Source organism: Pseudomonas sp. P4_C3, from assembly GCF_056402075.1.
This window is the reverse complement of sequence record NZ_JBFUIC010000046.1, coordinates 1-21,570: the sequence shown is the minus strand read 5'-3', so window position 1 is coordinate 21,570 and position 21,570 is coordinate 1. Positions and strand designations below refer to the sequence as shown.

At 60.8% G+C, this 21,570-nt stretch carries 19 protein-coding genes; 7 read left to right on the top strand and 12 right to left on the bottom strand.

Annotated elements, in window-relative coordinates; genetic code table 11:
• Positions 1 to 41 precede the first annotated feature (41 nt).
• Positions 42 to 2,648, bottom strand: a complete 2,607-nt coding sequence (leuS, locus tag AC1DVH_RS11045; protein ID WP_477753827.1) for a leucine--tRNA ligase — start codon at positions 2,646 to 2,648, stop codon at positions 42 to 44.
• 281 nt (positions 2,649 to 2,929) lie between these two features.
• On the opposite strand from leuS, the gene AC1DVH_RS11040 reads away from it, so the two are divergent.
• Together AC1DVH_RS11040 and AC1DVH_RS11035 are read left to right on the top strand one after the other, a co-directional pair.
• Positions 2,930 to 3,250, top strand: a complete 321-nt coding sequence (locus AC1DVH_RS11040) for a hypothetical protein (protein ID WP_108216349.1) — start codon at positions 2,930 to 2,932, stop codon at positions 3,248 to 3,250.
• A gap of 104 nt (positions 3,251 to 3,354) precedes the next feature.
• Positions 3,355 to 4,116, top strand: coding sequence for a YdcF family protein (locus AC1DVH_RS11035; RefSeq protein WP_477753826.1), 762 nt, complete (start codon positions 3,355 to 3,357; stop codon positions 4,114 to 4,116).
• An 82-nt stretch (positions 4,117 to 4,198) separates the two neighbouring features.
• Here the strand turns inward: AC1DVH_RS11035 and lnt are convergent, their stop codons facing one another.
• The 5 genes from lnt to miaB form a co-directional block, all read right to left on the bottom strand.
• Complete coding sequence (gene lnt / locus AC1DVH_RS11030; RefSeq protein ID WP_477753825.1) at positions 4,199 to 5,722, bottom strand: apolipoprotein N-acyltransferase; 1,524 nt, start codon at positions 5,720 to 5,722, stop codon at positions 4,199 to 4,201.
• A gap of 8 nt (positions 5,723 to 5,730) precedes the next feature.
• Complete coding sequence (locus tag AC1DVH_RS11025; RefSeq protein ID WP_027924283.1) at positions 5,731 to 6,570, bottom strand: HlyC/CorC family transporter; 840 nt, start codon at positions 6,568 to 6,570, stop codon at positions 5,731 to 5,733.
• A gap of 5 nt (positions 6,571 to 6,575) precedes the next feature.
• Positions 6,576 to 7,070, bottom strand: a complete 495-nt coding sequence (gene ybeY / locus AC1DVH_RS11020) for an rRNA maturation RNase YbeY (RefSeq protein ID WP_477753824.1) — start codon at positions 7,068 to 7,070, stop codon at positions 6,576 to 6,578.
• On the bottom strand, positions 7,063 to 8,070 hold the full coding sequence (locus AC1DVH_RS11015; RefSeq protein ID WP_008022966.1) for a PhoH family protein: 1,008 nt from the start codon (positions 8,068 to 8,070) through the stop codon (positions 7,063 to 7,065). Before AC1DVH_RS11015 ends, ybeY begins: the two co-directional genes overlap by 8 nt.
• A 221-nt stretch (positions 8,071 to 8,291) precedes the next feature.
• Positions 8,292 to 9,617 carry a tRNA (N6-isopentenyl adenosine(37)-C2)-methylthiotransferase MiaB gene (gene miaB, locus AC1DVH_RS11010; RefSeq protein WP_477753823.1) on the bottom strand — a complete coding sequence of 442 codons (1,326 nt, stop codon included), beginning with the start codon at positions 9,615 to 9,617 and terminating at the stop codon, positions 8,292 to 8,294.
• A gap of 133 nt (positions 9,618 to 9,750) precedes the next feature.
• Here miaB and AC1DVH_RS11005 point away from each other — a divergent pair, with 133 nt between their 5' ends.
• Positions 9,751 to 10,080 carry a DUF1820 family protein gene (locus tag AC1DVH_RS11005; RefSeq protein ID WP_003185742.1) on the top strand — a complete coding sequence of 110 codons (330 nt, stop codon included), beginning with the start codon at positions 9,751 to 9,753 and terminating at the stop codon, positions 10,078 to 10,080.
• A 123-nt stretch (positions 10,081 to 10,203) separates the two neighbouring features.
• On the opposite strand, the gene AC1DVH_RS11000 is transcribed toward AC1DVH_RS11005, so the two are convergent.
• The 4 genes from AC1DVH_RS11000 to AC1DVH_RS10985 all read right to left on the bottom strand — a co-directional run bounded on the left by AC1DVH_RS11000 (position 10,204) and on the right by AC1DVH_RS10985 (position 13,750).
• Positions 10,204 to 10,758: a tetratricopeptide repeat protein gene (locus tag AC1DVH_RS11000; protein ID WP_103396533.1), complete on the bottom strand. Its 555-nt coding sequence runs from the start codon at positions 10,756 to 10,758 to the stop codon at positions 10,204 to 10,206.
• A 224-nt stretch (positions 10,759 to 10,982) separates the two neighbouring features.
• Positions 10,983 to 12,266 (bottom strand): glutamate-1-semialdehyde 2,1-aminomutase, encoded by a 1,284-nt coding sequence (gene hemL, locus AC1DVH_RS10995; RefSeq protein WP_477753822.1) that lies wholly within the window; start codon positions 12,264 to 12,266, stop codon positions 10,983 to 10,985.
• A 31-nt stretch (positions 12,267 to 12,297) separates the two neighbouring features.
• The gene (thiE, locus tag AC1DVH_RS10990; RefSeq protein WP_477753821.1) at positions 12,298 to 12,921 is read right to left on the bottom strand and encodes a thiamine phosphate synthase; all 624 of its coding nucleotides are present in this window, start codon (positions 12,919 to 12,921) and stop codon (positions 12,298 to 12,300) included.
• A 31-nt stretch (positions 12,922 to 12,952) separates the two neighbouring features.
• Positions 12,953 to 13,750, bottom strand: coding sequence for a hydroxymethylpyrimidine/phosphomethylpyrimidine kinase (locus AC1DVH_RS10985; protein ID WP_477753820.1), 798 nt, complete (start codon positions 13,748 to 13,750; stop codon positions 12,953 to 12,955).
• 368 nt (positions 13,751 to 14,118) lie between these two features.
• Here AC1DVH_RS10985 and AC1DVH_RS10980 point away from each other — a divergent pair, with 368 nt between their 5' ends.
• The 4 genes from AC1DVH_RS10980 (at position 14,119) to AC1DVH_RS10965 (ending at position 20,551) form a co-directional block, all read left to right on the top strand.
• Positions 14,119 to 16,503 (top strand): 7TM diverse intracellular signaling domain-containing protein, encoded by a 2,385-nt coding sequence (locus AC1DVH_RS10980; RefSeq protein ID WP_477753819.1) that lies wholly within the window; start codon positions 14,119 to 14,121, stop codon positions 16,501 to 16,503.
• A gap of 74 nt (positions 16,504 to 16,577) precedes the next feature.
• A complete protein-coding gene (locus AC1DVH_RS10975) occupies positions 16,578 to 18,227 on the top strand; it encodes an acyl-CoA dehydrogenase family protein (RefSeq protein WP_477753818.1) in 1,650 nt (549 codons plus the stop codon).
• 117 nt (positions 18,228 to 18,344) lie between these two features.
• Positions 18,345 to 19,844 (top strand): AMP nucleosidase, encoded by a 1,500-nt coding sequence (amn, locus tag AC1DVH_RS10970; protein WP_477753817.1) that lies wholly within the window; start codon positions 18,345 to 18,347, stop codon positions 19,842 to 19,844.
• 71 nt (positions 19,845 to 19,915) lie between these two features.
• Positions 19,916 to 20,551, top strand: a complete 636-nt coding sequence (locus tag AC1DVH_RS10965) for a pseudouridine synthase (RefSeq protein ID WP_477753816.1) — start codon at positions 19,916 to 19,918, stop codon at positions 20,549 to 20,551.
• Here the strand turns inward: AC1DVH_RS10965 and AC1DVH_RS10960 are convergent.
• Positions 20,546 to 20,755: a DUF2788 domain-containing protein gene (locus tag AC1DVH_RS10960; RefSeq protein WP_007937369.1), complete on the bottom strand. Its 210-nt coding sequence runs from the start codon at positions 20,753 to 20,755 to the stop codon at positions 20,546 to 20,548. The genes AC1DVH_RS10965 and AC1DVH_RS10960 overlap by 6 nt on opposite strands.
• A gap of 213 nt (positions 20,756 to 20,968) precedes the next feature.
• Positions 20,969 to 21,448: an Lrp/AsnC family transcriptional regulator gene (locus AC1DVH_RS10955; protein ID WP_007937367.1), complete on the bottom strand. Its 480-nt coding sequence runs from the start codon at positions 21,446 to 21,448 to the stop codon at positions 20,969 to 20,971.
• Positions 21,449 to 21,570 lie beyond the last annotated feature (122 nt).

The window sequence follows — 21,570 nt, the reverse complement described above, 5'->3', positions numbered from 1 at the left end:
AGGTTTTACTCGGCGCCAGGCTCACCTGGCGCCTGATCCAATTAGCTGGCGACGATATTGACCAGTTTCCCGGGCACTACGATCACTTTACGGATGGTCAGACCGTCGACGAAGCGCAGGACGTTCTCGTTGGCGCGGGCGGCTGCTTCGACTTCTTCGCGGCTGGCACTGGCGGGCATTTCGATCTGGCCACGCAGCTTGCCGTTGACCTGGATGACGAGCGTCAGGCTGTCCTGCACCAGTGCGCTGTCGTCCTGCACCGGCCAACCGGCGTCGATCACAGGATCAGCGTGACCCAATTGATTCCATAGTTCGTGGCTGATGTGCGGCGTGATCGGAGCCAGCAGCAGAGTCACGGTTTCCAGACCTTCGTGAATCAGTGCGCGATCCTGCTCGGTGCCTTGCGCGGCTTTTTCCAGCACGTTCATCAGTGTCATCACCTGGGCGATGGCGGTGTTGAATTTGTGGTTCTGGCCGACGTCCTGGCTGGCCTGCTTGATGGCCAGGTGGATCGAGCGACGAACGGCTTTCTGCTCGTCATTCAGGCTGGCGACGTCCAGTTTGCCCGGCAGGCCCTGGGTGACGTGCGCTTGAGCCAGACGCCAGACACGCTTGAGGAAGCGGTGCGAACCTTCCACGCCGGAGTCAGACCATTCCGCGCTCATGTCAGGCGGCGAGGCGAACATCATGAACAGGCGGCAAGTGTCTGCACCGAACTGGTCGATCATCGACTGTGGGTCGACACCGTTGTTCTTCGACTTGGCCATCTTCTCGGTGCCGCCGATTTCCACCGGCAAGCCGTCAGCTTTCAACTTGGCGCTGATAACCTTGGCCTTGCTGTCACGCTCAAGCTCGACGTCCGCCGGGTTGAACCAGGTGTAAGCGCCATTGGCTTCGCGACGATAGTAAGTCTCGGCGATCACCATGCCCTGGGTCAGCAGGTTCTTGAACGGCTCGTTGGAGCTCACCAGGCCTTCGTCACGCATCAATTTGTGGAAGAAGCGCGCGTAGAGCAGGTGCAGGATCGCGTGTTCGATACCGCCGATGTACTGATCCACCGGCAGCCAGTGGTCGGCTGCGGATTTCTCCACGAGGCCGCCTTCAAAGTGCGGCGAGGCGTAGCGGGCGTAGTACCACGACGACTCGACGAAGGTGTCCATGGTGTCGGTTTCACGCTTGGCAGGCTGGCCACATTTAGGGCAGCTGCACTCGTAGAACTCAGGCATGCGCGCCAGTGGCGAGCCGGCGCCGTCCGGCACCACGTCTTCCGGCAGTACGACCGGCAATTGATCTTCCGGTACCGGCACATCACCGCAGGTGTTGCAGTGGATGATCGGGATCGGGCAGCCCCAGTAGCGCTGACGGCTGATGCCCCAGTCGCGCAGGCGGAACTGGGTGCGCGAGGCGCCCAGTTCTTTCTTGATCAGCGCAACTTCGATGGCGTCGAAGGCACCCGCGAAGTCGAGGCCGTCGAACTCGCCGGAATTGATCAGCGTGCCGTACTCGCCATAGGCGTCTTGCCATGGCGTCGGGTTGCTATCACCGGAACTGGTGCGCACGACCGATTTAACCGGCAGGTTGTACTTGTGGGCGAACTCGAAATCGCGCTCGTCGTGGGCTGGAACCGCCATCACCGCGCCATCGCCGTAGTGCATCAGCACATAGTTGGCGACCCATACCGGCAGTTTTTCGCCGGTCAGCGGGTGCTCGACGAACAGGCCGGTCGGCAGGCCTTTTTTCTCCTGGGTGGCGACGTCGGCTTCAGCCACGCTGCCGCCCTTGCATTCAGCGATGAACGCTTGCAGCTCAGGATTGTTCTGTGCAGCGAGGGTGGCCAGGTGGTGCTCGGCGGCCACGGCGACGTAGGTCGCGCCCATCAGGGTGTCCGGACGGGTGGTGAAGACTTTCAGCACGCCCGCTTCGCCGATGGAATCGACGTTGTACGGGAACTGCACTTCCATGCCGCGGGATTTGCCGATCCAGTTGCGCTGCATGGTCTTGACCTGTTCAGGCCAGCCCGGCAGGTCGTCGAGGCTCTCCAGCAGCTCATCCGCGTAGGCGGTGATCTTGAAGTAGTACATCGGGATTTCGCGCTTTTCGATCAGCGCGCCGGAACGCCAGCCGCGACCGTCGATCACTTGCTCGTTGGCCAGGACGGTCTGGTCGATCGGGTCCCAGTTCACGGTGCCGCTTTTTTTGTAAATCACACCTTTTTCGAACAGGCGGGTGAACAGCCATTGTTCCCAGCGGTAGTAATCCGGCTTGCAGGTGGTCACCTCGCGCGACCAGTCCACCGCCAGGCCCAGGCTGCGCAGCTGGGTCTTCATGTAGGCGATGTTTTCGTAGGTCCACTTGGCGGGCGCTACGTTGTTCTTCATCGCGGCGTTTTCCGCCGGCATGCCGAAGGCGTCCCAACCCATGGGTTGCAGAACGTTCTTGCCTTGCATGCGCTGGTAGCGGGAGATCACGTCGCCGATGGTGTAGTTGCGCACGTGCCCCATGTGTAGCTTGCCGCTGGGGTAAGGGAACATCGACAGGCAGTAGAACGTCTCCTTGCCTGGCTGTTCACTGACTTCAAAGGACTTTTGCTCGTCCCAGAACGACTGGGCGGCGGCTTCGATTTCACGGGGCTGATATTGTTCGTGCATGGCTACTTTTGAACTGAATAGGGGTGGCCTAATCCTCTTCAATGCAACGCTGGACGGTGAACACGCCACATTGGCGTTTTCGAGGCCCAGCCGAGCTGGAAGTGGAGTTACAGGAAGCGCCGTAGCATACATGACCGCGCTCTACCGAGGGAAACCCTGATTGCTGCCGCACGTCCTGCAAAAACCGCTGCGAGGGCCGTTGGTCGCGGCGTTCAGCCGGTTTGTTCATGGAAGCTAAGCTCTAACTGGGGAGTAGGTCTTATCTTCCAATGAGGTGAGGGATGGTTGAGTCTCAGCAAAAAGCTACAAAACCGGAGCTGTACGAAAGGCTGATCGATCGTTTGGCCTTGGCCCTGGATGCGGCAAGGACCGCTGGCCGGTTGCGCGACGAACACCCTCTGGAACTGGAACTGCGTGGTCTGAGCCCCGCAGAGTTTGCACTGGTCAAGGCGTATCTGGATCGCAGTGAGCGTGAGACACACGGATGCTTGTCAGAGGCGGTAAAGCAACTCGACGTACCACGTTCGGCCAAGATTATCTGGCTCAAGGACAAGGTTCCCGGCAGAGACGCGGTAAAGGTCCGGTCCTTCCAGTTCAAATAGGGCACAGAGCCGTACTCCATGGTTTTTTGAAGCATAGTCCTCCTGTATTGATTGTCGCATTGCGCGAACCCACTTAGGCTTCGGGCATCTCCGGGAGATGCTCGATGCCTTTTCGTTATTTCGTGAAACAACTTCTTTTGCCACCCGGCATTCTATTGCTGCTGCTTTTGCTCGCCTGGTGGTTGCGCCGCTCAAGGCCAAGGCTTGCCGGTGTGTGCTTTGCTCTGGGGCTGGGTGGTTTCTGGCTGATGAGCCTGCCGGTGGTGGTGCAGTGGAGTGCCGGCCTGCTCGAGCGGGAGCCACCGCTGGCCCGTGATGAATGGGCAATTCTGGGGCAGCGCGCGGACGCGATCGTGGTCCTCGGCTCGGGGCGCGAGCGTGGTGATGTGGCCTGGGGCGCCGACCAGCCCACGGGTATAGGCCTGGAACGCCAGCGCTTTGCCGCGCGGCTGGCCAAGGCTTCCGGCCTGCCGGTATTGACCAGCGGCGGCCTGCATTACGGCACGCCGCCCAGCGAAGCGCAGATGATGGCTGACTCCTTGCGCGACGATTTTGGCGTGAGCGTGCGTTGGCAGGAAGGGCGCAGCCGCACGACCTGGGAAAATGCACAGTTCAGCGCCGAGGTGCTGCTGCCACAGGGCATCAAGCGTGTGGTGCTCGTGACTCATGCCGCGCATATGCCACGAGCGGTCTGGAGTTTTCGCAAGGCCGGGTTTGAGGTGGTGCCGGCGCCGGTAGGGTTTCTGGGCGGCGACAACGCGCGGCCACTGGGTGGCTGGCTGCCGGAGTTCAAGGCGATCTGGCAGAACGGGCAATTGATGAACGAGGCGGTGGGGCAGATCGGTTATTCGTTGTTTTACCGGTAAAGATCAAAAGATCGCAGCCTGCGGCAGCTCCTGCAGTTGGAATGCAATCCCCTGTAGGAGCTGCCGCAGGCTGCGATCTTTTCTAGACGGTCTTGGCCATCCGGCTCGCAATCAGCGCCCAACCGAACAACAACACGCAGACAATGAGCAATGGCCACGAACGCCATTGCAGGTACGGCGTGAGGTTGTGCATCGGTACCACTTCGCCATACAGGATGCCGCGTTCGAACTGCGGGATCTGATCGGTAATCTGGCCGAACGGGTTGATCAGGCCGGACACGCCGTTGTTGGTAGCGCGGATCATCCAGCGGCCGGCCTCCAGTGCGCGCATTTGCGCCATCTGCAGGTGTTGCAGGGGGCCGATGGAGGTACCGAACCAGGTGTCGTTGCTGATGGTCAGCAGCAGGTCGCTGCGGGCGGCAAGGCTGGCGGCGAACTCCGGATAAACCACTTCATAGCAGATGAACGGCGCGATCTGATAACCCTTGGCCTGCAGCAACGGCTGGTCAGCCGGGCCGCGAGCGAAGTCCGACATTGGCAGGTCGAAGAAAGCGATCAGTCCGCGCAGCATGTCCTGCAAGGGGACATATTCACCAAACGGCACCAGTTTTTGCTTCAGGTAAGTGCCGTCGCCTTCACCGGTAACGGTGATGCCATTGAAGAAACGCTTCTCGTGGCGGACTTCCATGCGCACCGGGACACCGGTAATGAACGCCGATTTACGTTCGGCCGCGAAGCTGCCCATCATGTTCAGGTAGCCCTCGGCGGACTCCTTGAGCACCGGAATCGCCGTTTCCGGCCAGATGAGCAGATCGGCGCGCCTGGAGCTGAAACTCATGTCGCGGTACAACGCCAGTTGCGCGTTGAGCTGCGCCGGGTCCCACTTCATGCTTTGTTCGACGTTGCCCTGTATGGCGGCGACGCTCAGTGGCGGGCCCGACGGGCTGGTCCAGGCGTGGTGCTTGAGCGCCATACCGACCAGCCATGGGCCGACCAGCAGTAATATACCGGCAGCGATGAAGCCTTTACGCCCCGTGCGAACCAGGCGCAAGCCGTTGTAGATCAGCGCAGCTGTCAGGGCCAGGGTAAAGGAAATCAGCCACATCCCGCCGATGGGAGCAAGCCCGGCCAGCGGGCCATCGAGCTGGCTGTAACCGGAATACAGCCACGGGAAACCTGTCAGGAACCAACCACGGAAAGCTTCCTGGCCAACCCACAGCGCAGCGAAGGCCAGCGCGTCGGCCAGCGGTGCCTCATTGCGACGCAGCCAGCGCGCCCAAATCCAGGCGGGCAGGGCAAAGAACCAGGCAATCGCCGCTGTGAAGATCAGCATCAGGAAGCCGGCCAGCAGCATTGACGCGCCGCCGAAGTGGTGAATGCTGTAGTAGATCCAGCTGGTGCCGGCACCGAACAGGCCGAAACCGAAACACCAGCCGCGACCCAGCGCCTGGCGTGGGCTCAGTTCGCGCAAACCGGCATAGAACAGGCCGACGGCGAGCAGTGCCAGTGGCCAGATATCGAACGGCGCCAGGGCCAGGGTGGTGATTGCACCGGCCGCCACGGCCAGCAGGTTACCGGGCCAGCCGGGGCGGGTTGTCCAGCGCATTTCAATCCTTAGCGAGCAATGGGCGTCAGGCGAAGCAAGTGAATCCGACGGCTGTCGGCGTTCAGGATGCGGAAGCGGTACGGGCCGATTTCAGTGATTTCGTTACGTTTTGGCAAATGCCCGAACGCGCTCATCACCAGGCCGCCAACGGTGTCGAACTCATCGTCGGAGAACTCGCTGTCGAAAAATTCGTTGAAGTTCTCGATCGGTGTCAGGGCCTTGATCAGGAAATCACCGCTGGGCAGCGGCTTGATGTAGCTGTCTTCTTCGACGTCGTGTTCGTCTTCGATGTCGCCGACGATTTGCTCCAGCACGTCCTCGATGGTCACCAAACCGGCCACGCCGCCGTACTCGTCGATGACGATGGCCATGTGATTGTGGTTGGCGCGGAATTCGCGCAGCAGCACGTTAAGGCGCTTGGATTCCGGCACGAAGGTGGCCGGACGCAGCAGGTCCTTGATGTTGAAGCTGTCGCCGTTCTCCTTGAGGATCAACGGCAGCAAGTCCTTGGCCAGCAACACGCCCATCACGTCATCGTGGCTTTCGCCGATCACCGGGTAGCGGGAGTGGGCCGAGTCGACCACGGCGGGCAGGAACTCGCGGGGTGTCTGGGTCGCCTTGATGCTGACCATTTGCGAGCGCGGGACCATGATGTCCCGAACCTGCAAATCAGCCACCTGGATCGCACCTTCGACGATGGCCAGCGCTTCGCTGTCCAGCAGTTTGTTCTGGTGTGCATCGCGCAGCAGCTCCAGCAGCTCCTGGCGGTTTTTCGGCTCGTGGGCAAAAGCCTGGGTGAGCTTACCCAGCCATGACTTCTGCCCGTTGCTCGATCGATCTTCGCTCATAGCGATTACTCTGAATCCTTTGTTGTTTCGGTAGGGGATGAATCGGTTTCGTCGTCCGCGTACGGATCGGGAAAGCCCAGTTCTGCAAGCAACGTTCGTTCCAGTGCTTCCATCTCTTCGGCTTCGTCGTCATCAATATGGTCGTAACCGAGCAGATGCAAGCAGCCGTGAATCACCAGGTGTGCCCAATGAGCCTTGAGCTCCTTGCCCTGTTCAGCAGCTTCGCGCTCGACCACGGCCACGCAGATCACCAGATCGCCCAGCAGCGGGATGTCGAGGAACTCATCCGGCACATCGGCCGGGAATGACAAGACGTTAGTTGCGTAATCCTTTTGCCGCCAGGTGTGGTTCAGCTCGCGGCCTTCGGCTTCGTCGACCAGGCGAATAGTCATCTCCGAATCGGCGGTGCGCTGGCGCAAAGCCAGTTCGCACCACTGGCGGAATTCGGCTTCGCTGGGGGCGGGGGCTTGGGTGGCGATTTGCAGGTCAAGCTCAAGCATCGCGGCGGCTATCCTTGGCGGCTGCATCATCGGCCGCTTTGGTTTCGAAGCGCTCATAGGCTTCGACAATGCGCTGTACCAGCGGATGACGCACGACGTCCTTGGGCTGGAAGTGCGTGAAGCTGATGCCCGGCACGTCTTTCAACACTTCGATCACGTGGTGCAGCCCGGACTTGGTGCCGCGAGGCAGGTCGACCTGGGTGATGTCACCGGTGATGACGGCCGTGGAGCCGAAGCCGATCCGGGTCAGGAACATCTTCATTTGCTCGACCGTGGTGTTCTGGCTTTCGTCGAGGATGATGAAGCTGTTGTTCAGCGTACGGCCGCGCATGTAGGCCAGCGGCGCGACTTCGATCACCTGGCGCTCGATCAGCTTGGCGACGTATTCGAAGCCGAGCATTTCGTAGAGTGCGTCGTAGAGCGGACGCAGGTACGGGTCGATTTTTTGCGACAGGTCGCCGGGCAGGAAGCCGAGTTTTTCACCCGCTTCGACCGCCGGACGAACCAGCAGGATGCGGCGAATCTGCTCGCGCTCCAGTGCATCCACCGCGCAGGCCACAGCCAGGTAGGTCTTGCCGGTACCGGCCGGGCCGATGCCGAAGTTGATATCGTTACCGAGGATTTCCTTCACGTAGCGCAGCTGATTCAAGCCGCGGGGGCGAATCATGCCTTTCTTGGTGCGCAGGGCCACGGACGGTTCGGCGGGAGAGTGGTTGTCCAGCTGCTCGACGGCCGATTCCTGCAGGAACAGGTGCACCATGTCCGGCGACAGCTCGGTACCCTTGGTTTCCCGATACAGGCGGCGCAGGAGGTTTTCCGCGGAGGTGGTGTGTTTGGGTTCGCCGATCAGCTCGAACTGGTTTCCGCGATTGCGGATCTCGATGGTCAGGCGCTGTTCGATCAAGCGCAAATGCTCGTCGAATTGCCCGCACAGATTGGCGAAGCGACGAGCTTCAAAAGGCTCGAGGATGAAACGATGTGGTTCTATGGGTGCGTTCAAGGTCGTATTTAGCCGCCCTGGGGCAATAGTGATGAATCAAGGATAGCGCCAGTGGCGTGGGCGCGAAAGCTCTTAAATGAGGCAAGCCGATTCCTGCCTCTGGCGCGGACTCTGTAGGAGCGAGCTTGCTCGCGAAGGGCTTGAATGCCCCTCGTTCATTCAGGATGCACGCGTCATCGTTGACGACCATCGTCGGAACGCCGCCCGGAGCAAGCTCGCTCCTACACCAGCGACCCCCGCAGCGAATGCGGCTGCGCGGCATCGATGTGCACGTCCGCGAACTGGCCGATCAGGGTCGGATTGTCGCAGCGAAAGTTGACGATCCGGTTATTCTCGGTCCGGCCTTGCAGCTCGCCCGGGTCTTTTTTCGAGTAATCGGTTACCAGGATCCGCTGGATCGAACCGACCATTTGTCGGCTGATCTCGAAACCTTGCTGGTTCAGGCGATGCTGCAGGGCATTCAGCCGCTCTTTTTTCAGCTCTTGCGGCGTGTCGTCGGCCAGATCGGCGGCCGGTGTGCCCGGGCGCTGGCTGTAGACGAACGAGTAGGAAAAGTCGAAGCCGACGTCGGCAATCAGCTTCATGGTTTGCTCGAAATCTTTCTCGGTTTCGCCCGGGAAGCCGACGATGAAGTCCGAACTGATGCAGATCCCCGGCACGGCGGCGCGCAGTTTGCGCAGTTTGGATTTGTATTCCAGCGCGGTGTGATTGCGTTTCATCGCAGCGAGGATGCGGTCCGAGCCCGATTGCACCGGCAAGTGCAGGTGCTTGACCAGCTCCGGCACGTCGGCGTGGGCCTGGATCAGGCTGTCGGAGAATTCCAGCGGATGCGACGTGGTGTAACGGATGCGTTCAATGCCGTCGACCGCGGCGACCACACGGATCAGCTCGGCCAGATCCGCCAGGCGCCCGTCATGGGTCAGGCCGCGATAGCCGTTGACGTTCTGCCCCAACAGCGTCACTTCACGCACGCCGTTTTCGGCCAGGTGGATGATCTCGGCAATCACGTCGTCGAACGGCCGGCTGACCTCTTCACCGCGGGTGTAGGGCACCACGCAGAACGTGCAATATTTGCTGCAGCCTTCCATCACCGACACGTAAGCGCTCGGGCCGTCGATGCGCGGTTCGGGCAGATGGTCGAATTTTTCGATTTCCGGGAACGAGACGTCGACTTGCGGCAGCTTGCTGATGCGCGCGGCGTCGATCATTTCCGGCAGGCGGTGCAGGGTCTGCGGGCCGAAGACCACGTCGACGTACGGCGCGCGATCGCGGATGGCCGCGCCTTCCTGGCTGGCCACGCAACCGCCGACGGCGATCACCATGTCCGGGTTGGCCAGCTTCAGTTCGCGCCAGCGACCGAGCTGGGAATAGACACGGTCCTGTGCACGTTCGCGGATCGAGCAGGTGTTGAGCAGGATCACGTCGGCGTCTTCAGCGCGGGCGGTGACTTCCAGGGCCTGATGTTCGCCCAGCAGATCGACCATGCGCGAGCTGTCGTACTCGTTCATCTGGCAACCGTGGGTTTCGATGTAAAGCTTCTTGGCCATGGAAAGAGTCATCACCTGATTCAAAGAACCGCGCATTATAGGGGACATGTCCCATGGTTCCTACCGTTGTGCGTCCGGCGGCTGTGCTATAGTTCGCGCCCTCATTTTTACCCCGATGTGTTACCCGCCCACCATGACTAAACGTGAAGCTCCAATCTACAAGGTGATTTTCCTCAACCAGGGCCAGGTGTTCGAAATGTACGCCAAGCAGATCTATCAAAGTGATCTGTGGGGCTTTCTGGAAGTGGAAGAGTTCGTCTTTGGCGAGCGCACGCAAGTGGTTGTTGATCCGAGCGAAGAAAAGCTCAAGGCTCAGTTCGAAGGCGTGGTGCGCAGCTTTGTGCCGATGCATTCGATCGTGCGTATCGACGAAGTCGAGCGTCTGGGGACACCGAAAATCAGCGAAGCCCGTGGCGCGGTTGGCAATGTCATGCCGTTTCCGATGCCGATGCCTGAGAAGTAAATCTCAAGATCGAGTTGCCCCCATCGCGAGCAAGCTCGCTCCCACAKTSGATCTTCCAAACGCTGGAGATCGACTGTGGGAGCGAGCTTGCTCGCGATGGGGCCAGTCAGATCAATAAAGAAGTCAGGGAAGAGGTGCGAAAGGCGTACGCCCGTCAGCGCTCTGCAACTCCATCAAATATTTACGGAAAATTTGCCCGAGCACCTGGGTGGCGACTTCGAGTTCTTCGCGGGGCATTTTTTCGGTGACTTCGTCGGCGGTGTCCAGGGCATCTTCGGCGCCGTTGACCGCCGCCATCTTCAGCAGGATGTACGCCTGAACGTTATTGGCCGGCACGCCTTCGCCGTGGAAGAACATGGTACCGAGCTTGAATTGTGCCTGGGCGTGGCCTTGCAGCGAGGCTTTTTCGAAATAGCTCAGGGCTTGATTGAGGTCGCGCGGCGCGTTTTTGCCTTCGTAGTAGAACTCACCCAACTCGTATTGCGCTTGTGCATCCCCTTCATCCGACGCTTTCTGGCAGGCGGCGAGCGCCTGTTCCAGGTCTTGCGGCTGGGTATTGAGGGTGCAGCGACCCATCGCTGGGATTAACAACGAGTTGCCGCCTGCTTGTGCGTGCGCGAGCAGGGGCTGAAGAAGCAACAGGCAGCCCAGTGCAAGGGTGCGGCCGGTGCGGTTCATGGGAATCGACTTACCTCTGAAGGGCGCGCGGACCCATCGAGGGATCCAATAAGCGCGCATTATGAAATAAGCAGGGGCAACCTTACAAAGTCTTTACTCGTTTTTCTGCTGCGCGGGAAATATATCACCCGTTTTGCGAGGGATTTTTGCTGAAACTGTAGGAATACAGGCGGGCGTGTAGGTGAAAGCTGACGCCGGCAATGGCCAACGTCAGCGCCACAGCGTTATTTCAAGGCAGCGAAGGCGCGCTCGGCGGCGTCCAGGGTCAGTTTCAGCTCGGCTTCCCCATGAGCGATCGAAGTGAAACCGGCTTCGAAGGCGCTCGGTGCCAGGTAGACGCCCCCTTCCAGCATCAGATGGAAGAAGCGACCGAACAGGGCAGCATCGCTGGCCATGACGTCATCGAAGGTGACGATGTCGTCGGCGCCGCTGAAATACAGGCCGAACATGCCGCCGGCCTGGGTGGTCACGAACGGAATGCCGGCCGCATCGGCGCGCTGTTGCAGGCCGTCGAGCAGGCGAGTGGTGTAGTCGGTCAGCTCGGCATGGAAGCCCGGGCGGCTGATCAGGCGCAGGGTGGTCAGGCCGGCGGCCATCGCCAGCGGGTTACCGGACAGCGTGCCGGCCTGGTAGACCGGGCCCAGCGGAGCGATGCGCTGCATGATTTCGCGCTTGCCGCCGAAGCAGCCGACCGGCATGCCGCCACCGATGATCTTGCCGAAGGTGGTCAGGTCCGGTGTCACGCCGTAGTACGCCTGGGCACCGCCGAGGGCGACGCGGAAACCGGTCATCACTTCGTCGAAAACCAGCACCACGCCGTGCTTGTCGCACAGGGTCCGCAGGCCTTCGAGGAAACCCGGTGCCGGCGGCACGCAGTTCATGTTGCCAGCCACTGGCTCGACGATGATGCAGGCCACATCCTGGCCGACTTCGGCGAGCATGCTTTCAACGGCGTCGATGTCGTTGAACGGCAGGGTCAGGGTATGTTTGGCGAACGCTGCCGGTACACCGGCCGAACTCGGTACACCCTGGGTCAGTGCGCCGGAGCCGGCCTTGACCAGCAGGCTGTCGGAGTGACCGTGGTAGCAGCCTTCGAATTTGATGATGCTGTCGCGGCCGGTGAAGCCACGGGCCAGGCGAATGGCGCTCATGGTCGCTTCGGTGCCGGAGCTGACCATGCGCACCATTTCCATCGACGGCACGAGCGAGCAGACCAGGTCGGCCATCTGCGTTTCCATCTCGGTCGGGGCGCCGTAGGACAAGCCGTGCTCAAGCTGTTTGCGCACGGCGTCCAGCACGTCCGGGTGGCTGTGGCCGAGGATCATCGGGCCCCAGGAACCGACGTAATCCACATAGCGCTTGTTGTCTTCGTCGGTGACGTAGGCGCCTTCGGCATGCTTGAAGAACAACGGCGTGCCGCCGACGCTCTTGAACGCGCGAACCGGCGAGTTCACGCCACCGGGAATGTGTTTTTGGGCATTGGCAAACAGCGTTTCGGAACGAGACATGATCGGGCTCTCAAATCAGATTTTAAGCTACTTAAATAGAAAACAATTCGTTGAAGGCGCGGGCACGACGGGTCACTTGCGTCGTGCTCTCGGCGCCAAACAGGCCATGCACCACCGCCAGCAGATCGACGCCATGGGCCACCAGTGGGGCGGCGTTATCCAGGGTGATGCCGCCGATCGCGCAGATCGGCAAGTGCAACTGCTTGCGGGCCTGGTCGAGCAGGTCGAGGCTGCAGGTCGGTGCGCCGGGCTTGGTGTTGGAATTGAAGAAGCGGCCGAAGGCGACGTAACTGGCGCCTTCTTTTGTCGCTTGTTCGGCCAGTTCGAGTTGCGCGTGGCAAGTCGAGCCGATGATGGCTTTGGAGCCGAGCAGGGCACGGGTCGGTGACAAAGGGCCGTCGGCCTGGCCCAGGTGCACGCCCACGTTCAGGCGGGCGGCCAGTTCGGCGTCGTCGTTGATGATCAACCGGGTCTTATAGCGCTCGCACAGCTCGCGCAAGGCTTCGGCCTCACGCAGGCGCCGGGCCTCGTCGCTGCTCTTGTCGCGGTATTGCAGCAAGGTGACGCCACCTTCCAGCGCCGCCTCCACGTACTTGAGCAACTTGCCGTCCAGCAAATGACTGTCGGTAATGGCGTACAGACCACGTAGTTTCATCGGACAAGCCTCACCGCATTACAAATGGAAGTTACGAACAGAAATCCAGTGGCAAACGGCGCGGCACAAACTGGCCTTTGCCCAGCTGCTCGGCATCACGCAGGGTGCGCCATGTGTAGTTAAGCGCGGTCTGTACGGCACTGGCGAGGTTTTCGCCCAGGGCCAGACGACCGGCCAGCGCACTGGCCAGGGTGCAGCCGGAACCGTGATAGCTGCCCGGCAAGCGCTGACAGGTAAAGGTTTCGCGCAGGCCGTCGCGGCTGTACAGGCGATTGTGGATTTCGGTTTCGTCGCCATGGCCACCGGTGATCAGCAGGTGTTTGACGAACGGCAGGAGTTTTTCAGCGCACTCGTCCGCGGTGCCTTCAGGCAGTTCGGCGAGGATCCGGGCTTCGGGAAGGTTGGGGGTCGCAATGATCGACAAGGGCAGCAGGCGTTCGCGCATGGCATAGCCGACTTCGTCCTTGCCCAGGCGTCCGCCGCCGCCGGCGCGCAGCACCGGATCGCAGACCACCGGCAAGTGCGGGTGCGCCGAAAGCAGTTCGACCACGGTATCGACCATTTCCAGGGAACCGAGCATGCCCAGTTTGACCGCCGCGACTTCGGAATCGTTGAGCACGGCGTTGGCCTGGGCCAGTACCCACTCACGGTCGAGGACGCGGAAGTCAGTGACATTGACGGTGTCTTGCACGGTCAGGGCGGTGACGGCCGGAGCCGCATGGCAACCCTGAGCGAGCAGGGCTTCGATATCTGCCTGCAAGCCGGCGCCACCACTTGGGTCGTGGCCGGAGAGACAGAGGACAACGGGGCGAGAGCTGTAGATATTCATGGTGCGCGAGCTTACCACCAAACATGTTTTTTCGGTGTGCGCACGTATCGGAGCCGATTGCGCAGCGAGCAAAAGATCGCAGCCTGCGGCAGCTCCTACATGGACCGTGGATCGATGCAAATCCGTAGGAGCAGCCGAAGGCTGCGATCTTTTGATCTTTCTGACCAAGCCAACAGCTCTAACTCAATACATGGCGCTGGAACGCCCGTCCTAGAGCCTTTGTAGGAAAAATTTCAATGGTGTTTAATGGCTATCAACGGCTATGCTAGAGTGGATCCAAACCAATAACAGGTAATATCGGTTTTACGTCTGCTCAAAAGGAATGGGGGGCTTCCTGACAGAACCGGACAGGCCACGCTGGGGCTTCAATGCACTATTTGCTGATGTTGCTGTTGTGTTTGCCCCTCCTGGCAAACGCCGTCGAGTTCGATGAGTTCACTCAAAGCCTCCCCTTGGGCCGAACCCTGCAGGTCTATGAGGACGCAGGTGGTCAGGCGACCATTGCGGATATCCGTGCGCAAGCGGCGGCCGGAAACTTCAAGCCGCACCACAAGGACACGCTCAACGCCGGGTACTCGCGTTCGGTGTTCTGGCTGAAAATCGACCTGCATTACCGTCCGGCCAATCCGGCGGCGCAACGGACCTGGCTGCTGGAACTGGCCTATCCGCCCCTCGATCATCTTGATCTCTATTTGCCTGATGCGGCCGGCAACTATCAGCGGGTCAGGCAGACCGGCGATGCCTTGCCGTTCGCCAGCCGCGAGATTCGTCAGAACAACTATTTGTTCGACCTGACGTTCAAACCGGACCAGGCCGAAACCGTATTCCTGCGATTGCAAAGCGAAGGCTCGATCCAGGCACCGGTAACCCTGTGGTCGAGCACCGCCTACCTCGAAGAGCAACCCGTGCGCCTCTACGTACTGGGGCTGATCTACGGTGTGCTGCTGGGGATGCTGGTCTACAACCTGTTCATCTACCTCAGCGTGCGCGACACCAGTTACCTCTACTACATCTTCTATATCGCCTCGTTCGGCTTGTATCAGCTGTCGGTAAACGGTGCGGCCGTGCAGTATTTCTGGCCGGACAACCCTTGGTGGGCCAACGCCGCGACGCCGTTTTTCATCGGCTGTGCGGGGTTGTTCGGCAGTCAGTTCGCCCGCAGTTTCCTGCAAATGGCTACCCACAGTCGCTGGCTCGACCGCTTGTTGCTGGCGCTGGTTGCCTTCGGTGTACTGGTGGTCGGACTGTCGTTGATGAGCAGTTACGCCCTGGCCCTGCGCCTGGCCACGGCGCTGGCGCTGGCGTTCACCGTGGTGATTTTTGCCGCCGGGATCTTTGCCTGGCTGCGGGGGCTGCGGGTGGCGCGGTATTTCATTATTGCCTGGTCGGCGTTTTTGCTCGGCGGCATCGTCAATACGCTGATGGTGCTGGGCTACCTGCCGAACGTGTTCCTGACCATGTATTCCAGCCAGATCGGCTCGGCCATCGAAGTGGCGTTGCTGTCCCTGGCGCTGGCCGACCGTATCAACGACATGCGCGAACAGCAGGCGCAAACGCTATTCGACGCCAGCCAGAAGCTTGAAGTGCTCAACCAGCAACTGGCTCGCAGTAACAAGCTCAAGGACGAGTTCCTTGCCACCCTGACCCACGAACTGCGCACGCCGATGAACGGTGTGATCGGTTCGCTGGAGCTGATGCAGACGGTCGAAATGGACCCGGAGCTCGAGCAGTATCAGCAGACGGCTGCGGGATCGGCGCGGGACATGATGCGTATGGTCAACGGCATCCTCACCCTCACCGAACTGCAGGCCGGCAAACTCAAGGCCTCGGCCGATATCTTCAGCTTGCGCGGCATGGTCGAGGCACTGCGCATGCAGTTCGAGGGCAACGCATCAAGCAAATCGCTGGACTTCAAGGTCGATATCGCGCCAGGTGTGCCGGATCGCTTGCACGGCGACAACGTCAAGATCGCGCAGTGCCTGGAATGTCTGCTGGATAATGCCATCAAGTTCACCAGGATCGGCGGCCTGGCCCTGCGGGTGACCGGCAAGGCCATTGAGCCCGACCGGCTGGCGTTGACCTTTGCGGTGATCGATACGGGCATTGGCTTCACTGATTTGGGGGAGGCCAAGATGTATCAACGGTTCTTCCAGCTCGATGCCTCGATGACCCGTGAATATGGTGGCCTGGGTGTTGGCCTGGCGATTTGCCGACAGTTGGTCGAATTGCTCGGTGGACGCCTGACGCATCGCACCGAGCCAGGACGCGGCAGCCGGTTTCAGCTTGATGTGGAAGTCGGACTGGCGGTGGCCGAACGCCCGGTGACGCCGTTGATGTCCCGGGATTTTCCGCGCCTGCGCTTGCCTCAGGATTGTGCCGTGCTGTTGGTGGATGACAACAGYATCAGTCAGTTGGTGATGCGCGGCATGTTGCTCAAGCTGGGGTTCCGCGTGCGTACGGCCGACAGCGCCGACGTCGCGCTCGATCTCTTGCAGCGCGAAGGGTTTGATGCGGTGCTGGTCGATTCTCAGTTGCCGCTGCAGGGCGGTGAGTCGGCGTGCTGCCAGATCCGCGCTTTGCCGGGTTATGCCGAACTGCCGCTGTTCGTGATTGCCCTGGGCGGTGACCGTGAGCGCTGCCCGACCGGTGCGGTGATTGATCACTTGAGCAAACCGGTGAAATTCGAAGACTTGCAGGCCGCGCTCTACCGCCGTGTGCTCTGCTCGCAACAGGGCGAAAGCGCCGACAGTTAGGCGTATATGACACTTTGTTCGGCCGAGGGGTGGTGCTTAACTGAAGTCCCTTGGCCGACCAAAGGAGCCCTGTCATGAACCTGCATCAGTTCGCCGAAACCCACGAAGTCACCAACCAGCCACCGTCACTGGATGGCGCCAACCTGTACCGCATCGATTTGCCGTTGCAGGAATGGTCGCGGCGGTTCGGGGCCGGTTGGGCCGAATCGCGGATCGATGCCTACGGCGCACTGGCCGGTGGCCCGTTGATGGAAGCCGGGTTCCTGGCCAATCAGAACAAGCCGGTGTTCAACAGCCATGACCGGTTTGGTCATCGTATCGATCTGGTGGAATTTCATCCGGCCTATCACCAATTGATGCGTGCGGCGGTCGAGCACGGCTTGACCTCGCTGCCCTGGGCGCACCCGCAGGACGGCGCCCATGTCGCCCGAGCTTCGATGWCGTATCTGCACAGCCAGGCCGAAGCCGGCAGTGGCTGCCCGTTGACCATGACCTTCGCCAGCGTTCCGGCCATGCGTCTACAACCGGACCTGGCTGAAAAATGGCTGCCGAAAATCCTCGCCACCGAATACGATCCGCGCAACGTCGGCATGGCCCACAAGGCCGGGGTCACCATCGGCATGGCCATGACCGAGAAGCAGGGCGGCACCGATGTGCGGGCCAATACCACCAAGGCGTATCCGGTCGGTGCCAGCGGTCCGGGCCAGGCCTATGAACTGGTGGGGCACAAGTGGTTTTGCTCGGCGCCGATGTGCGACGCGTTCCTGACACTGGCGCAGACCGACAAGGGCCTGACCTGTTTCCTGTTGCCGCGTCACCGCCCGGACGACACACGCAATCAGTTCTACATCCAGCGCCTGAAGAACAAGCTCGGCAACTGCTCCAACGCCTCCAGCGAAGTGGAGTTCCGTGGTGCGCTGGCGTGGATGGTCGGTGAAGAGGGCCGGGGTGTTCCAACGATCATCGAGATGGTCGCCATGACCCGCTTCGATTGCATGGTCGGGTCCAGTTCACTGATGCGTCAGGCGCTGACTCAGGCCAGCCATCACTGCGCTCACCGTTCGGTTGGCGGCAAACTGCTCAGCGAACAGCCGTTGATGCAGAACGTGTTGGCGGATCTGGCGCTGGAAAGCGAAGCCGCCCTGGCCTTGAGCCTGCGCATGGGCCGCGCGCTGGATCATCTGGATGATTCACAGGAAGCCAAATTCGCCCGACTGGTGACGGCAGTGGGCAAGTACTGGATCTGCAAGCGGGCGCCGGCCATGATCAACGAAGCCGCCGAATGCATGGGCGGCGCGGGTTATGTCGAAGAGAGCATCCTGCCGCGGCTTTACCGCGAGGCGCCAGTGAATTCGACGTGGGAAGGCTCCGGCAACGTGCAATGTCTCGACGTGCTGCGTGCCCTGTCGAAAGAACCGGGTGTGCTCGACGCGCTGTTCAGTGAGTTGGGCGATGGCCATGGCGACAAGCGCCTGGCTGCGCACATCCATCAATTGCAGGCGGCATTCAAGGACTCCAGCGACATTCAGTACCGCGCCCGGCAGTTGACCGAGGACATTGCGCTGGGGCTGCAGGCCAAATTGTTGCTGGAAGCCGGGAATGCGGTGGTCAGTGATGCCTTCATCGCCAGTCGTCTGGAGGGTGGCGGGCGAGTCTACGGCGCGTTGCCACGAGGCCTGGACGTGGAAGCCATTGTCGCCCGCTCGACTCCACAAGGATTCTGATTGGTTAGAAGATCGCAGCCTGCGGCAGCTCCTACGGGTGCACGACGAGCCCTTGTAGGAGCTGCCGCAGGCTGCGATCTTTTTTGGCTGTTCCCGTGAAGCGACGATGCAGGCAAGATGAAGGTCTGCAAGTCAGAACACAGGATGCTGATCGTGACCGAAGCTTTTATTGTCGTTCAAACCGCCGAGCAAGCCGTGGATCGGCTTGCACTCTTGCACAATCGTGCAACCACCGCGCTGAGCCAGGCGCTCAAGCGTTACCTCAAGGATCGCGTCGAGCCCGATGCCGAACAGCGCTCGATGTTTCGCTATCCCGAATTGCGCCTGACCTACCTCTGCCAGGGCGAAGTCCCGCAGACCACCCGTGCCTACGCCAAGGTCCAGTTGCCGGGCACCTACAGCGTCACCGTCACCCATCCATCGGCTTTCCGTAAATACCTGCTGGAACAGCTGGTTCCGCTGATGCACGACTTCACCGTGACCGTGGAAGTCGGTGTCAGCCAGCAGAACATTCCTTATCCGTATGTGGTCGAGCAGGGCGATGAGCTGGCGGGTTCCGGCGTCACCGCAGCCGTGCTGGCGCGGGTGTTCCCGAGTACTGACCTGTCGGCCGCGACCGATGGCATTGCCGACGGTTTGTACGACTGGGAAAACACCGATCCGCTGCCACTGGCCCTGTTCGATGCCGCACGGGTGGATTTCTCCCTGCGCCGGCTGGTGCATTACACCGGCAGCGACTGGCGGCATGTGCAGCCGTGGATTCTGCTGACCAACTACCACCGCTATGTCGACCAGTTCATCGTCCATGGTCTGGAGCAGTTGCGCAGCGATCCGCGTTTTGTGCGCATGGTGCTGCCGGGCAACGTGATCATCGAAAAGAGCATGGATCACGGCGAAGCCTCGGTGATTGCCGCCGGGGTGGTCTGGCACCGCTACCAGATGCCGGCCTACCACCTGATCGCCAGTGATGGCCACGGCGTGACCCTGGTCAACATCGGTGTCGGCCCGTCCAACGCCAAGAACATCACCGACCACTTGGCCGTGCTGCGCCCGCATTGCTGGCTGATGATCGGCCACTGCGGCGGCCTGCGCCAGTCGCAGACGATTGGTGACTATGTACTGGCCCACGCTTACATGCGCCGCGACGGCATTCTCGATCGGGTGGTGCCGCCGAACATTCCGATTCCGGCGTTGGCCGAAGTGCAGCTTGCGCTTCAGCAAGCGGCGGCCAACGTCACCGGCGAGAAGGGCGACGAGCTGAAGAAACGCCTGCGTACCGGCACCGTGCTGACCTACGACGACCGTAACTGGGAACTGCGCTGGGCGCAGGAGCGGCCGCTGATCAACCTGTCCCGCGCCGTGGCGGTGGACATGGAAAGCGGCACCATCGCAGCGCAAGGTTATCGTTTGCGAGTGCCGTACGGCACGTTGCTGTGCGTCTCGGACAAGCCGCTGCACAGCGAAATCAAGTTGCCGGGATCGGCCAACGCCTTCTATGAGCGTGCGGTCAGCCAGCACTTGAAGATCGGTATCGAGGCGGTGGATCTGTTGCGTACCGAGCTCAACTCATTGCACTCGCGCAAACTGCGCAGCTTCGACGAGCCACCGTTCCGCTAACGGTTGTCGTGGTCATTTGGCGGTCGGGGCACTAGCATTAGCAGCCCTGATCGTTAGATGTTCACTTCGCCATGTCCCGTCCTCAACACCCCATTTCCCGCCGCCCTGGCGCGAAGCCCTCTCCTTCAGCCCCGCGCCGTGTCGCCAAGGCACCGCCGGCCGAGCCGAAACTGATCCTGTTCAACAAACCGTTCGATGTGCTGACGCAATTCAGTGATGGCGAAGGGCGCGCGACGCTCAAGGATTACATCGATGTACCGGGAATCTATCCGGCCGGACGACTGGACCGCGACAGCGAAGGCTTGTTGCTGCTGACCAACGACGGTCAGCTTCAGGCGCGGATCGCCGATCCGAAACACAAACTGGCCAAGACCTATTGGGTGCAGGTCGAGGGCGAACCGAGCGCCGAGCAATTGCAGCGCTTGCGTGACGGCGTGGAATTGAATGACGGCATGACCTTGCCCGCCGAGGCGCGGCAACTGGACGAACCCGAGCTGTGGCCGCGCAATCCGCCGGTGCGCTTTCGTAAAAGCGTGCCGACCAGTTGGCTGGAGTTGGTGATTCGCGAAGGGCGCAACCGCCAGGTGCGGCGCATGACCGCTGCGGTGGGTTTGCCGACGTTGCGCCTGGTACGGGTCAGAATCGGTGACTGGACGATCGAAGGGCTCGATCAGGGCCAGTGGAAAGAAGTGCCGGCGCGCTTATAAAGTGCCGGATTCGATCAGGCCGATCACCACGCTCTTGATCACGAACGCCGCCACACCAAGGCCCAGCACGAAGAAAAGAATGAATGAGCCGAAGCGCCCGGCCTTGGACTTCTTCGCCAGATCCCAGACGATGAAACCCATGAAAATGATCAGGATGCTGACCAGGCCGGTCATCATCCACTCTTCGAAAACGGCAGGATCCATCGAACATCTCCAGCGCGGGCGTGGCTAAAAGGGCGCGGGGAGTATACGCCTGCGCGGGTTCGCGCTGTATTGACCTGCGTCGGTGTGTCGCAGTCATTCGTCGCCTGTGCCGGCCCCATCGTCGGATCGCCGCCCGGAGCAAGCTCGCTCCCACAATGAATCTCCAGCGCATGTGAGATCCCTGTGGGAGCGAGCTTGCTCGCGATGGCGTCTTCAGCTACGCAGATGAGTCAAAGGCAGTTCGGTGCTGTTCAAAACCTGATTCAGCACAAAGCTCGAACGCACACTGGTCACCCCTTCAATCCGCGTCAGATGCCCCAGCAGCAGTTTCTGGTAGTGATCCATGTCCGGCACCACGACCTTGAGTTGATAGTCGGCATCCATCCCGGTCACCAGGCTGCATTCAAGCACTTGAGGCAGGGTGCGGATGGCCGCTTCGAAATTCTCGAAACGCTCCGGCGTGTGACGGTCCATGCCGATCAGCACATAGGCCGTCAGGCTCAGGCCGAGCATCTTGCGGTCGAGCAGGGCGACCTGGCGGGAAATATAGCCGTCGTCTTCCAGTTGCTTGACCCGCCGCGAGCACGGTGAAGGGGACAGGCCGATGCGCTCGGCCAGCTCCTGGTTGGAGATGCGTGCGTCGCGCTGCAATTCCGCCAAAATACTCAGGTCGTAACGGTCGAGCTTGCTCATCAAACGGTCCTTTGTCGTAACTATTGCGGAGGATTATGTATCCTGGGTTAAAAATTGCGCAAGTGATGTTTAATTCAGCAATCTTCGCAATCCTCTGCCGGTGCTCCCGGCCTATTCTTATC

Excerpts from the sequence above, each read along its gene's own strand:
- AC1DVH_RS11040 (WP_108216349.1), top strand. The coding sequence starts at position 2,930 with ATGGTTGAGTCTCAGCAAAAAGCTACAAAACCGGAGCTGTACGAAAGG.
- AC1DVH_RS10955 (WP_007937367.1), bottom strand. The coding sequence starts at position 21,448 with ATGAGCAAGCTCGACCGTTACGACCTGAGTATTTTGGCGGAATTGCAG.
- lnt (WP_477753825.1), bottom strand. The coding sequence starts at position 5,722 with ATGCGCTGGACAACCCGCCCCGGCTGGCCCGGTAACCTGCTGGCCGTG.
- AC1DVH_RS10985 (WP_477753820.1), bottom strand. The coding sequence starts at position 13,750 with ATGAATATCTACAGCTCTCGCCCCGTTGTCCTCTGTCTCTCCGGCCAC.
- miaB (WP_477753823.1), bottom strand. The coding sequence starts at position 9,617 with ATGGCCAAGAAGCTTTACATCGAAACCCACGGTTGCCAGATGAACGAG.
- hemL (WP_477753822.1), bottom strand. The coding sequence starts at position 12,266 with ATGTCTCGTTCCGAAACGCTGTTTGCCAATGCCCAAAAACACATTCCC.
- amn (WP_477753817.1), top strand. The coding sequence starts at position 18,345 with ATGAAGGTCTGCAAGTCAGAACACAGGATGCTGATCGTGACCGAAGCT.
- AC1DVH_RS11005 (WP_003185742.1), top strand. The coding sequence starts at position 9,751 with ATGACTAAACGTGAAGCTCCAATCTACAAGGTGATTTTCCTCAACCAG.
- thiE (WP_477753821.1), bottom strand. The coding sequence starts at position 12,921 with ATGAAACTACGTGGTCTGTACGCCATTACCGACAGTCATTTGCTGGAC.
- AC1DVH_RS10960 (WP_007937369.1), bottom strand. The coding sequence starts at position 20,755 with ATGGATCCTGCCGTTTTCGAAGAGTGGATGATGACCGGCCTGGTCAGC.
- leuS (WP_477753827.1), bottom strand. The coding sequence starts at position 2,648 with ATGCACGAACAATATCAGCCCCGTGAAATCGAAGCCGCCGCCCAGTCG.
- AC1DVH_RS11025 (WP_027924283.1), bottom strand. The coding sequence starts at position 6,570 with ATGAGCGAAGATCGATCGAGCAACGGGCAGAAGTCATGGCTGGGTAAG.
- AC1DVH_RS11035 (WP_477753826.1), top strand. The coding sequence starts at position 3,355 with ATGCCTTTTCGTTATTTCGTGAAACAACTTCTTTTGCCACCCGGCATT.
- ybeY (WP_477753824.1), bottom strand. The coding sequence starts at position 7,070 with ATGCTTGAGCTTGACCTGCAAATCGCCACCCAAGCCCCCGCCCCCAGC.
- AC1DVH_RS10965 (WP_477753816.1), top strand. The coding sequence starts at position 19,916 with ATGTCCCGTCCTCAACACCCCATTTCCCGCCGCCCTGGCGCGAAGCCC.
- AC1DVH_RS11000 (WP_103396533.1), bottom strand. The coding sequence starts at position 10,758 with ATGAACCGCACCGGCCGCACCCTTGCACTGGGCTGCCTGTTGCTTCTT.